This window comes from Asaia prunellae JCM 25354 (genome assembly GCF_000613885.1).
Classification (GTDB): domain Bacteria; phylum Pseudomonadota; class Alphaproteobacteria; order Acetobacterales; family Acetobacteraceae; genus Asaia; species Asaia prunellae.
This window is the reverse complement of record NZ_BAJV01000005.1, coordinates 78078-90477: the sequence shown is the minus strand read 5'-3', so window position 1 is coordinate 90477 and position 12400 is coordinate 78078. Positions and strand designations below refer to the sequence as shown.

The window sequence follows — 12400 nt, the reverse complement described above, 5'->3', positions numbered from 1 at the left end:
GCTTTTCTGACCGCAGCAGAAAAACGTCGCTGAGAAACAGTCCAGATACCGACAATCACCATTGGCAATGCCCGTCAGCATAGCTTTCGAAATGACATAATGTGAGAGGCGGGACAAAACGTCTTCATTCACGTTCTCTTGGGCTAGAACAATCTGGTTTCGCCCCTCAAGAGTCGTAGGTTTCATGTCATCACTCAGCCTGTTCGCGATCCTGCTGACGCTTTGCACTATCTGCGGTATTCTCAATTACAAACTGCTGCGCCTGCCCATGACCATCGGCATCCTGCTGATTGCCATGGTGGGATCACTGGTAATCAAGGGGCTCGACATCGTACTGCCGAACGTCGATCTCCATACGCTGCCGATGCATCTGCTGGACTCAGCCGATTTACCCGGAAACCTGCTGGATGGCGCCCTCTCCTTCCTGCTTTTTGCTGGCGCGTTGCAGGTTGATACACGTCATCTCATAGAACGTAAGTTCTCGGTTCTCTTCCTTGCGATTGTCGGAACCATTCTGGCGGTTTTCCTGCTCGGGGGGGCCATGTACTGGGTTATGGCACTGGTGGGACTGCCAATTCCCTTTCTGTGGTGCGTGGTGCTGGGTGCCATTCTGGCCCCGACTGATCCGGTCTCTGTGGTGGGCATGCTCAGACGCCTCGGTTTACCGGGACCAATACAGGCTATTTTTGCCGGGGAGAGCCTGTTCAATGACGGGGTCAGCATCGTTATTTTCGGGCTGGCCATGACATTGGTCACCGGAGAGGCACATCATCTGACCCTGCTCGACGCACTGGAGGCGTTCGGAGTCGAGGCTATCGGAGGCGGCTTACTGGGGTTTGTTGCCGGGCTGGTCGCGCTGTTCTGTTTCCGGGCCGTACGCGACAGCCATCTTCAGCTTCTCGTTTCCCTCAGCCTTGCGGCAGGCACGTTCAGTCTTGCTCATGCGCTGGGCATGTCCGGCCCGATTGCCGTAGTCGTCGCCGGGCTGTGCCTCGGCAGCGAGCGAGCGAAGAACAGCATGGACGAACATGCCCGCGAAGAACTCAACAGCTTCTGGACGCTGGTTGATGAGGTCCTGAACGCATTGCTGTTCCTGATGATCGGGTTTGAAGTGCTGGCCACCATACCGGGCATGCATGCACTCTGGGCCCTACTTCTTGGTATTCCTCTCTCCATCGCTGCGCGCGCGCTCAGCGTGTTTCTGGCAATCCTGCCGATCCATCTTTATGGCGAGGACCGCGGGCGCATGCTGGCTGTTCTCACCTGGGGTGGCCTGCGGGGCGGTATTTCCCTTTCACTGGCCCTCACCCTGCCCGCAGGACCAATGAAGGATATTCTGGCACCGATCTGCTACGGGATCGTGGTGTTCACAATTCTGGTGCAAGGCCTGTCCATGGAGCGTGTAGCCCTGCATTTCTATCCCAGGACCAGATAGCCGCTACTCCGACCGGGCCAGCGGCAAGTTCGGCACCCCCCTGAAGCCAGGGCGTGGCACCCAGAGACGCGCTCCACGCCAGGAGCGGTCGGAGACGAGCCTGAGACCGTCACTCTGAACCCAGACGGCTATCGCCCCCTCACGCCAGACAGTAAATCGATCGATGTAAAGGGGCGGATGACAGTCTTCGGGCAAAGGCGCGGCACTGATCACAAACTCTTCTCCCTGACAGGCTTCCGGGCGAGCCTCGGAAGGTGGCAGAGCAAACCACAGAGCAACAAACCGTCTGCCTATGGCAAGATCGCATTCCGTCGCATTGCACGAAGACGTGCTGACACTTGCCTGAACCGGCAACGGCCAGGCCCGTCGCCAGGCATCCAGCACATGTGTTTCAAGGCCATTATGCGGCCCGGCAATCCAGGACCCGTTTTCCTGAAAGGCAATGAGACCGGCATCGGGGGATACAAGCAGGGCAGGCTTTTTGACAAAAACTGACGACACCACCCCGACCAGGATCAGAGGCAAAAAAACGACCCGCATCCCCCCCCCGCCACAGACAGAGCCCTGCAAGCCCTGTCATGTACAACAGCAGCGCCCACCAGCTCACATGAGGCACCGGAACATGTGCCAGCGGCAGAGAAGCGACATGACATGCCAGGAAAGAGATCACGCCAATCCCCTGCCCCATTATCTGGAGTGGCAGTCCTGACAGGCCGAGCGGCATGAGCAACAGGGCACAGAGCCCGGCAGGCATGACACAGAAGGCCGCGATCGGCACTGCCAGAAGATTGGCCAGAACGAACCAGGCTGAAAACTGCCGAACCCTGCCATGACCAGAGGCAGGGTAGCCCCACCTGCAAGGGCGCTGGTCAGGGCAAGCAGCACGAGATGATACCCCGCCCCGTTTCGCTTTCCTTGTTCGGCCCTTCTGATGAAATGCGGCCTTAGCGCTTCGTATCCGGCAATCAGCGCCATGACAGCGGCAAACGACATCTGAAAGGACAGATCGAGCACAAGAACCGGAGAGACCATAAGTAACGCGAGAGCGATCAGCGCCAATGAACGCATTGACAGCACGGTCCGCCCACTCAGAAGGGCAAGGGTTGCCAATCCGGCCATTCCCAGACTGCGCAAGGCGGGCAGATGGAACCCGGTAAGCGAAACATAGACCAGTCCGGCACATAAGCCAGAGAAGGCTGCCATTTCCCGACAGGCAGACGCAATCCAAGCCAGGGCCACAATACCAGGACCTGTCTTGTCACAACAAATACTGCCCCCATGACCAGACCCAGATGCAGCCCGGCAACGGCAAGAATATGGGCAAGACCTGACGCTGCATAAGCCGCGCGCGTCTCCCGACTGATTCCCTCGCCATGACCAGCGATCAGTGTCGAGGCAATTGCGGCGCGCTGTCCGGAAAGATGACGGGCAATCTCGGTAGCGATCTGCATTCGCCATCGTCCAAGCACATAACCCTGCGGTGCTTTCAGAATATCAGGCACTCCGAGCACGCGCCCTGTTCCGGCCAGACCGTCAAACCAGAACTCTCTCTGACGGTCACGTCCACCGGGAAAATCCGGCCAGTCAGGCGGGCGCAGCACCGCACGCAGACGCAGCATCATGCCCGGGACGTAATTCTGCCCGTCATGAGTAAAAACCAGCAGATCGCGTTTCAGAGGAGCCATACCGATATCGACCCCGGTTTCAAACACGGCCTTGCGGATACGCAGGCGTTGCAGATTCTGACCGGTCTCTCCGTTGCTGGAAACATCGGCAATCGTGCCATGCAGTGTCACAGCGAGAGAAGGCAGGGCTGGCATTGGCGGCTGACGCCTGGCCTGATCGCGTGCCGCCAGAAACCCCAGACTGGTCATCAGCACAGCAAAACCCAGACTGCGTAGTGTGAGCTGTCGCCAGCCGCAAAGCAGCATCAGCAGAGCCAGTGCAGCGCAAATACAGGCCTGCCAGAAACCAGGCTCGTATCGAGGCAGAAAATAGATCAGACTCCCCGCTGCCCAGGCAACAGGCAGCCATGCGACAAGAGCACGCCCCTGAATCATCAGCAGGGAGTCGAAAAAGGCTGTAATACGCGTCAGACTCACGACGTGTTGCCTCGATCAAAGGCTAACTGCCTTGTGGAAACATTCGATTTGGGTACCGCAAGGGAGACATTCAGCCCCGACCACCCGTCACGGATTTTTCATAAACAACCGAAAACGAATTTTTATATTACGATTATTGAAAATAATACTGATATCTATTCACGATGCATGATTGGGGATCTTTCCTTCTTCCTTTCTGCTGAACAAACCACAGCTGGCTGAAAGCACCTTTGTTCTCACGTCTCAGGACGAGCTCATAAGCGGGCTGCGATCCGCACAACAAGATGCCATCCCATAGTGTGCCGCCCCTAATCATGCTATGCAGCCGCCATGACCGTTCGCACACGCTTTGCCCCTTCTCCCACCGGCTTGCTGCATATCGGCAATGCCCGTGCGGCCCTGTTCAATTTTCTTTTTGCCCGCCACCATGGTGGGCAATTCCTGCTCAGAATCGAGGATACGGACCGTGAGCGCTCCACGCAGCGTGCGGTCGATGTGATCTTTGAAGGACTGGCCTGGATGGGAATCAAGGCGGATGAGGAGCCCGTGTTCCAGTCCACCCGACAAGGCCGACACACGGAAGTGGCACAGGAATTGCTGGCAAAGGGCCTCGCCTATCGCTGCTACTGCACAACCGATGAGCTGAAGCAGATGCGCGAAGACGCCATCGCGAACGGCCAGCCGCCCCGTTATAACGGCATGTGGCGCGACCGCGATCCGTCCGAAGCTCCCGAGGGAGCGCCTTTCGCGGTGCGTCTGAAAGCACCGCGCGAGGGCGAGACCGTGATCAATGATCTGGTTCAGGGTGAGGTCCGCGTGGCCAATGCGGAGATGGACGATCTGATTATCCTGCGTTCAGACGGTACGCCAACCTACCTCCATGCTGTAGTCTGCGATGATCATACATGGCCATTACCCATGTCATTCGTGGTGACGATCACCTGACGAACACCTTCCGTCAGGCCATGATCTATCGCGCCATGGGCTGGGATCTGCCGCGTTTCGCCCATCTGCCGCTGATTCATGGTCCCGATGGCGCCAAACTGTCCAAGCGTCACGGCGCCCAGTCGGTGGTGGAATTCCGCGATGAGGGTTTCCTGCCGGAAGCTCTGTGCAATTACCTGCTGCGTCTGGGCTGGGGTCATGGCGATGCGAGATCCTGAACCGCGAAGAACAGATCCGCCTGTTCGATCTCGATGGCGTCGGTCGTTCGCCCTCACGTATGGATTACGTCAAACTGACCCATCTCAATGGCGTCTATATGCGGGAGGCCGATGACGCCCGCCTGACCAATGATGTGATCGAGCGCCTGAAAGAGCGCGAGGAGGTCACGGTCGACGATGCATTGCGCGCCCGTGTACTGACGCTGATGCCGGGCCTCAAGGAACGCGCCAAGATGCTTACCGAGCTGGCCGATAGCGCAGCGTTTCTGGGGCGCTCCCTGCCCTTCACCTATGACGCCAAGCACAGAAGCAGCTTTCGGAAGAAGGCAAGGACGTGCTGCGTGGTGTCGCGCAGGCGCTTGCTCTGGTCGAGCCTTTTGAGGCTGCCGCCATCGACAGCGCGTTGCGTGAATTTGCCGAAAGCAAGGCCATCAAGCTGGGTCAGGTCGCGCAGCCCTTGCGTGCCGCCATGACCGGCAGCACGGTCTCGCCCGGTATCGATCTGACCCTGCAAGCCCTTGGCCGGGACGAGGTTCTGGCCCGTATAGGAGCCGCGATCGCGCATGGCTGACACGCTCGCCCGGAAGCACCATCTGCTCGGCCTCGAAGGCATGAGCGCCGAAGAGATCACGCCTTTTCTCGATCTCGCGGCGAATTATGCGCTGCTGAGCCGCTCGCGCACCGCGCCCCGTGATGCGCTGCGCGGCCGCACCGTGATCAACATGTTCTTCGAGGACAGCACCCGCACCCGCACCAGTTTTGAACTGGCCGGCAAGCGTCTGGGGGCCGATGTCATCAACATGACGGTGGCCACATCTTCGGTGAACAAGGGCGAGACGCTTCTCGATACGGCCGCAACACTCAACGCCATGCGTTGCGATCTGCTGGTGGTGCGTCACGCACAATCCGGCGCTCCCGCCCTGCTGGCACAAAAGGTCGAGGCCAGCGTGGTCAATGCCGGTGACGGCATGCATGAGCACCCGACACAGGCCCTGCTCGACGCGCTCACCATCAAACGCCATCTTGGTACGCTAAAGGGGCTGAATGTCGCGATCTGCGGCGATGTCGGCCATAGTCGTGTGGCCCGCTCGAACATCCATCTCCTGACTGCCATGGGCAGTCATGTGCGTCTTGTCGGACCGCCGACGCTGGTGCCTGCCGCCATGGCCTCTCTCGCGCGGTGTCGATCCATCATGATATGGAAAGCGGACTGCGTAACGCTGATGTGGTCATGACGTTGCGTCTGCAACGCGAACGCATGGGCGCCGGGCTGGTGCCAAGTGCTCGAGAGTTCTTCCGCTTTTATGGCGTCGATAGCCGTCGCCTTGCACTGGCAAAGCCAAGCGCACTGGTCATGCATCCGGGGCCCATGAACCGTGGTGTTGAAATCGCTTCGGACGTGGCTGATTCGGTGCAGAGCGTCATTCAGGAACAGGTAGAAATGGGCGTCGCCGTGCGCATGGCCGTTCTCGACCGACTTTCACGCATGCGGACCGCATCATGACCGAACTCGTTTTTGAAAATGTCCGCCTGATCGACCCCGCGGCCGGTACGGACAGTATCAGTCGCCTTCTAGTCAGGGGTGGCCGCATTGCCGGCCGTGACAAGCGCGGCGCCGAGGGCAAACCGGAAAACGCACAGATTATTGACGGCAAGGGTGCTGTTCTCTCGCCTGGCCTGGTGGATATGCGTGTGGCCATAGGCGAGCCGGGGTTCGAATATCGCGAAACCATCGCCTCCTGTGCCCGCGCTGCCGTTTCAGGGGGAATAACCACTCTGGCGGCTCTGCCGAACTCCAAACCCGCTATTGACGAGCCCGCACTTGTACGTCTGCTGCGCGGCCGTGGCGAAGAGACGGGTCTTGTCAGCATCCTGCCCTATGGCGCTCTGACAAAAGGCTGCAATGGTGAGGAAATGGCCGAACTTGGCATGCTGCGTGAGGCAGGTGCCGTAGCCTTTACGGACGGCATCCATGCCATAGCCGACACCAAACGCATGCGGCAGCTTCTGGCCTACGCCAGGGGCATTGACGCCCTTGTTGTACAGCACCCGGAAGATCCGTCCCTTGCCAAAGGCGGCACCGCTACGGCCGGAGCCCTCGCCACACGCATGGGTCTGGCCCAGATCCCGGCAGCCGCTGAGGCCATCCTGATCGCACGCGATATCCGCCTCGCAGAAATGACGGGGGCAAGACTGCATTTTGGTCATGTCTCGACCGGCGAAGGTCTGGCCCTGATCCGGCAGGCCAAGGCACGGGGACTGGCCATCACCTGCGACACAGCACCTCCCTATTTCGCGCTGAACGAAGAAGCGATCGGCGAATTTCGCACCTATGCCAAACTCTCTCCGCCTCTGCGTGCAGAAGAAGACCGTCTGGCCGTCTGTGCAGCGCTGGCTGATGGCACAATCGATGCCATCGCCTCAGATCATGCCCCCTGGGATGCCGATGACAAGCGTCTGCCCTTCGCCCAGGCCAGCGCAGGAGGCACCGGTCTGACCACCTTGCTCGCCGTGGGACTTTCCCTCGTGCATGAAGGTCACCTCAGCCTGACGCAACTCATCACCCTGGTTACACGCAACCCGGGGCATCTGCTGGGCAGTGAGGCCGGGACAGTGCAGGAAGGCGCCAGCGCCGATCTGTGTCTGTTTGATCCCGATGCCGAATGGATCGTCGAGGCAGGTAACCAGCCCGGCCGGGCCCAGAATACCCCCTTTGACGGACGCAGGCTCAAGGGCCGGGTCGTGGGTACATGGAAAGCCGGGCTCCACGTCTATGGTGAGGCTTCTGTATGATCCAGACCTTGCTGAAGCCTGATTTCCTTCTTTGTGCCGGGCTTGCCTATCTGCTCGGCAGCATTCCTTTCGGTTTGCTGATTGCCCATGTTGGCGGAGCCGGGGATATTCGCAAGATCGGCTCGGGGAATATTGGTGCGACCAATGTGCTTCGTACCGGTCGCAAAGGACTTGCTGCCGCCACGCTGCTTCTTGACGGTCTCAAGGGGGCGCTGGCTGTTCTGATGGTTCGCTTTCTGCTTTCTGCCGATCTGCAGACCGGCATGGCGGTCGCTGGTGTGAGCGTGGTGATTGGCCATTGTTTCCCGGTCTGGCTGGGTTTTCGTGGCGGTAAGGGCGTTGCGACCGGGCTGGGCGTCCTCTTTGCCCTGTGCTGGCCTGTCGGCATTGCCTGCTGCATTGTCTGGCTTGCTGTTGCCAAACTCTCCCATATCTCATCGGCAGGTGCCCTTGCAGCTTTTGCCGTCGCGCCTTTCATCATGCCGCCACTGGCCATGCAGCCGATACACAGTCCACTGCCTGTCGCCACACTGATTCTGACGCTCATCATTCTGTTGCGGCACACAGGCAATATAAAACGTCTGATTACAGGCCGGGAAACGCGTATCAATATAGACCCCCCTCCGCAGACAAAGCGGGAAATCTGACGCCAGATGATCCCACCGCCCTCAGCCAGCGAACGCATCGACATGATGCGCCTCGCTCGTACTGACGGGATCGGGCCGGTCAATTTCCGACGCCTGCTGAAAGAGTATGGTTCGGCCACAACGGCCATTGACATCCTTCCAGAACGTGTCCGCAAGGCAGGTAGGCGGGCCGGTGTCATTATTCCAACGCGCGAGTCGATTGCCGAGGAACAGGAAGCTCTTGAACGCTTTGGAGGACAGCTGCTTGTTCTCGGCGATCCTGATTATCCGCCCCTCCTGGCGCGCCTCCCGGATGCCCCGCCCGTTCTGGGTGTCTGGGGACGGGTTGCGTTACTTTCAGAACATGCCATCGGTATTGTCGGCGCGCGCAATGCTTCGGCAGGAGGACTGCGTATCGCAGAAAGTCTGAGCGGTGCCCTAGCTCTCGAGGGATGTGTGATTGTCTCCGGCCTTGCTCGTGGCATCGATTCTGCCGCCCATCGGGCAGCACTCCATACCGGGATGACCATTGGTGCAGCAGCAGGGGGGCTGGACTGTTTCTACCCTCCTGAAAACGAGAGTCTCTACCGCGCTGTAGCCGAACGTGGCTGCATCGTGACCGAAGCACCTCTTGGCACTATCCCGCAGGCCAGTCATTTCCCCCGGCGCAATCGTCTTATTGCAGGGCTGTCCCTCGGGGTTATCCTGATCGAAGCGGCTCTGCGTTCCGGCACCCTGATCACAGCCCGCCTTGCCCTTGATTATGGTCGCGATGTCTTTGCCGTGCCGGGGTCCCCCCTTGATCCACGCTCTCGTGGCGGCAATGACCTCATACGTCAGGGTGCAATCCTGACAGAAACCGCCGAGGACGTTCTGAGCCAGATCGGAAGCCCGGGCAATCCGCGAGTCGCGCCGGAATGGACCGGATTTCCCGGGTTCTCAGAGGCAGCTTCCCCCGGCGTCACACCGACGCCCACCCCTGATGAAGTGCGTCAAACAGTTCGCGATCTGCTCTCTCCTGCGGCCGTAGCAGTTGACGACATCGTGGCGCGCTGCCAGTTCTCGGTATCCATGGTGCTATCCGCCCTGTCAGACCTTGAACTTGGCGGCGTAGCGACTTTCCTTCCCGGGGGGCAGGTTGTTCTATCAGCCTGATCCGCCGGTTCCGAGCAGGCCGGAGCGGTTCTGGAGTAGAGATGACTGATGTCGTAGTGGTCGAAAGCCCGGCAAAGGCGAAGACCATCAACAAATATCTGGGCGATAATTTCATCGTTCTGGCATCGTTTGGCCATGTCCGTGACCTGCCGCCCAAGGATGGCAGTGTAAGGCCTGACGAAAACTTCGCTATGGACTGGCAGACCGATGAACGCGGTGCCAAGCAGATCGCGACTATCGCCAAGGCAGTCAAAAGCGCCAGCACGCTCTACCTCGCCACTGACCCGGATCGCGAAGGCGAAGCCATTTCCTGGCATGTGCGGGCGGCACTTGAGGAGAAAAACCTGCTGCGTGGCAAAAACGTGCAGCGGATCACCTTCAACGAAATCACAAAATCGGCTGTGCAAACAGCGATGGCCAATCCACGCGCGCTCGATCAACCCCTGATCGATGCCTATATGGCCCGCCGCGCACTGGATTATCTTGTAGGTTTCACGCTCTCTCCTGTGCTGTGGCGCAAGCTGCCTGGCAGTCGCAGCGCAGGGCGTGTACAATCGGTCGCACTCAGGCTGATCTGTGAGCGCGAAGCCGAGATCGAGATCTTTAAAAGCCGCGAATACTGGTCGGTCACCGGCGGTTTTGCCACGCCACGCAACGCAGCGTTCTCAGCGCGCCTTACGCATCTTGACGGACGAAAGCTCGACCAGTTCGATCTGGACAATGAAGAGAAAGCCCATGCCGCGCGTGATCTGGTAGCGCGCAGCGCCTTTACTGTGCGTTCTGTCGAGCGGAAAAAAGCCCGTCGCAACCCGCCTGCACCGTTCACTACTTCAACCCTTCAGCAGGAGGCCTCGCGCAAGATCGGCATGAGCGCGCAATCGACAATGCGCGCGGCCCAGCAGCTCTACGAAGGTGTCGATCTCGGAGGCGAAACAGTCGGTCTCATCACCTATATGCGTACCGATGGCGTCACCATGGCAGCCGAGGCCGTCCATGCCATTCGTGACATGATAACCAGCAGCTATGGCCCGCCCTATCTGCCCGAAAAGCCCCGCGTCTATACCAGCAAGGCAAAAAACGCGCAGGAAGCGCATGAGGCGATCCGCCCAACCGATGTCACGCGCACACCCGAATCCATGGCGCGCCATCTCTCGGGCGAGCAGATGCGCCTGTACGAACTGATCTGGAAGCGCGCTGTCGCCTCGCAGATGCAGTCGGCGGAACTCGACCAGGTGGTGGTTGATCTGTCCGACTCCACAAACCGGTCCGTCCTGCGTGCCAACGGCTCGATCATCGCTTTTGACGGCTTTCTCAAGCTGTACAGCGAAGGCCGCGACGATACGAAATCTGACGAGGATGAAGGCCGCGTTCTGCCTGCCATGAGTGAGGGTGACGCGCTCTCCATTCGTGGTGTCGAAGCTGACCAGCATTTCACCCAGCCGCCGCCGCGCTTCTCTGAAGCCAGCCTCGTCAAGCGTATGGAAGAAATCGGGATCGGACGTCCTTCGACCTATGCCTCGATCCTGACCGTTCTGCGCGACCGCAATTATGTACGCCTCGATGCCCGCCGGTTCATTCCCGAAGATCGCGGCCGCCTGGTCACTGCGTTTCTGACATCCTTTTTCGAACGCTACGTCGATACGGACTTTACGGCGACTCTCGAAGAGCAGCTTGATGACATTTCCGATGGCCGTGCCGACTGGCACGACATCATGGCCGCCTTCTGGCGCGATTTCTCGGCAGCCGTAGCGCAGACCAAGGATCTGAAGATTTCGGATGTCATTGACGCGCTTGATGAGGATCTTGGTTCGCATTTCTTTCCGACCCGCGAGGACGGGGGCGATCCACGCCAGTGTACGGCCTGCGGAACGGGACGCCTTGGGCTGCGACTTGGTAAATTCGGCGCCTTTATCGGCTGTTCGAATTACCCCGGCTGTCAGTTTACCCCGTCGTCTGGTCGCTGAAGACGGCGGAGAAGGCGAGACCCTCAAGGAAGGTATGAAGAGCCTCGGCCAAGACCCGGAAACGGGAGAGGACGTCACGATACGCCGTGGCCCCTATGGTCTCTATATCCAGCGTGGCGAAGCCGATCCTGACAACAAGAAGATCAAGCCAAAACGCACTACCATCCCCAAGGGACTGGAAGGAGACAAGCTCACACTTGATCAGGCGCTTGGCCTGCTCTCCCTGCCACGCAAGCTCGGACCCCATCCCGAAACAGGAGAGATGATAGAAGCAGGGCTTGGCCGTTTTGGTCCCTATGTGAAGATGGGCGCAATTTTCGGTACGCTCGACGCGGATGACGACGTACTGACAGTCGGGCTCAATCGTGCCATCGACTCACTTGCCAAGAAGCTGGCTTCGATACGCAATCTTGGTGCGCATCCGAAGGACGGCGAGGCGGTCATGATACGCAAGGGACGCTTTGGTCCCTATGTCCAGCACGGGCAGATCGTTGCCAATCTCGCCAAGGGGCAGGCAATGGACGATGTAACGTTCGACGAGGCCCTGACGCTACTGTCCGAAAAAGGCAAGCCCCTCAAAGCCAAGACAAAGGCAACGCGCAAGACCGCCACGAAATCGACCCCTGTCGAAAAGGGTGAGAAGGCCGAACCCGGAAAGAAGTCCGCGTCCAGGGCAACATCAACGAAGAAACCAGCTGCCAGGAAAGCCACAAGCACCAGAAAAAAAGCAGAGTCCTCAGAATCCGCCACCAAGCCTGTAAGGAAAACACGCCAGGCCAAAACAACAGGTGGTGAAGAAACAGAATAATTTGCGCTTTTGATGCCACAGACCGTGGCAAAAACATCGCTCGTCCTGCTAGGCTTCTATCGCGCCTCCTGACGGGTCGCTAAAGCGGAATTCTTAGGGGGAAGCCATCTTCCTGATGGTCAAGGTTACTGGCTCTGAAACACGTTCCTTTCCTGTCTGGCGCGTTATCCCGGTGCAGCCTGGGCACGATTGCGGCGCTATCCTTCATTGCCTGCCTGGAAACAGCGCAGGCACAGGAAGGGCCCGCACTTGATACGGGGTTGCTGAACTCCGTTCTGTCGAGCGCCTTCCGGTTTCTCACACCGCGTACTCTCGAGGTTCATTCAAGCAAGACCTATAGTCTGTGGGGGCTCG

At 59.2% G+C, this 12400-nt stretch carries 6 protein-coding genes and 4 pseudogenes; 7 read left to right on the top strand and 3 right to left on the bottom strand.

Features of this window, described 5'->3' with window-relative positions:
- Positions 1–184: 184 nt before the first annotated feature.
- A complete protein-coding gene (locus JCM25354_RS05435) occupies positions 185–1435 on the top strand; it encodes a cation:proton antiporter (RefSeq protein ID WP_025885262.1) in 1251 nt (416 codons plus the stop codon).
- 3 nt (positions 1436–1438) lie between these two features.
- On the opposite strand, the gene JCM25354_RS22250 is transcribed toward JCM25354_RS05435, so the two are convergent.
- The 3 genes and pseudogenes from JCM25354_RS22250 to JCM25354_RS22965 form a co-directional block, all read right to left on the bottom strand.
- Positions 1439–1975, bottom strand: coding sequence for a hypothetical protein (locus tag JCM25354_RS22250; protein ID WP_243443933.1), 537 nt, complete (start codon positions 1973–1975; stop codon positions 1439–1441).
- Positions 1976–2042: 67 nt separating this feature from the next.
- A pseudogene (locus JCM25354_RS22970) lies at positions 2043–2638 on the bottom strand (ComEC/Rec2 family competence protein); the annotation flags it as partial.
- A complete protein-coding gene (locus JCM25354_RS22965) occupies positions 2524–3537 on the bottom strand; it encodes a ComEC/Rec2 family competence protein (RefSeq protein ID WP_279379547.1) in 1014 nt (337 codons plus the stop codon). The pseudogene JCM25354_RS22970 and the gene JCM25354_RS22965, both read right to left, overlap by 115 nt.
- Positions 3538–3867: 330 nt before the next feature.
- On the opposite strand from JCM25354_RS22965, the pseudogene gltX reads away from it, so the two are divergent.
- The 6 genes and pseudogenes from gltX to topA all read left to right on the top strand — a co-directional run bounded on the left by gltX (position 3868) and on the right by topA (position 12046).
- Positions 3868–5271: pseudogene (gene gltX / locus JCM25354_RS16910) on the top strand (glutamate--tRNA ligase).
- Positions 5264–6204: pseudogene (locus JCM25354_RS16905) on the top strand (aspartate carbamoyltransferase catalytic subunit). The pseudogenes gltX and JCM25354_RS16905 overlap by 8 nt, the downstream one beginning before the upstream one ends.
- Positions 6201–7493: a dihydroorotase gene (locus tag JCM25354_RS05415; RefSeq protein ID WP_025885261.1), complete on the top strand. Its 1293-nt coding sequence runs from the start codon at positions 6201–6203 to the stop codon at positions 7491–7493. The pseudogene JCM25354_RS16905 and the gene JCM25354_RS05415 overlap by 4 nt, the downstream one beginning before the upstream one ends.
- Positions 7490–8140: a glycerol-3-phosphate 1-O-acyltransferase PlsY gene (gene plsY, locus JCM25354_RS05410; protein ID WP_025885260.1), complete on the top strand. Its 651-nt coding sequence runs from the start codon at positions 7490–7492 to the stop codon at positions 8138–8140. The genes JCM25354_RS05415 and plsY overlap by 4 nt, the downstream gene beginning before the upstream one ends.
- Positions 8141–8146: 6 nt before the next feature.
- A complete protein-coding gene (dprA, locus tag JCM25354_RS16900) occupies positions 8147–9274 on the top strand; it encodes a DNA-processing protein DprA (protein ID WP_035446818.1) in 1128 nt (375 codons plus the stop codon).
- Positions 9275–9315: 41 nt separating this feature from the next.
- Positions 9316–12046 (top strand): annotated as a pseudogene (gene topA / locus JCM25354_RS16895) (type I DNA topoisomerase).
- Positions 12047–12400: the final 354 nt, after the last annotated feature.

Coding starts and splice junctions, on each gene's coding strand:
- JCM25354_RS05435 (WP_025885262.1), top strand. CDS start 185: ATGTCATCACTCAGCCTGTTCGCGATCCTGCTGACGCTTTGCACTATC.
- JCM25354_RS22250 (WP_243443933.1), bottom strand. CDS start 1,975: ATGCGGGTCGTTTTTTTGCCTCTGATCCTGGTCGGGGTGGTGTCGTCA.
- JCM25354_RS05415 (WP_025885261.1), top strand. CDS start 6,201: ATGACCGAACTCGTTTTTGAAAATGTCCGCCTGATCGACCCCGCGGCC.
- plsY (WP_025885260.1), top strand. CDS start 7,490: ATGATCCAGACCTTGCTGAAGCCTGATTTCCTTCTTTGTGCCGGGCTT.
- dprA (WP_035446818.1), top strand. CDS start 8,147: ATGATCCCACCGCCCTCAGCCAGCGAACGCATCGACATGATGCGCCTC.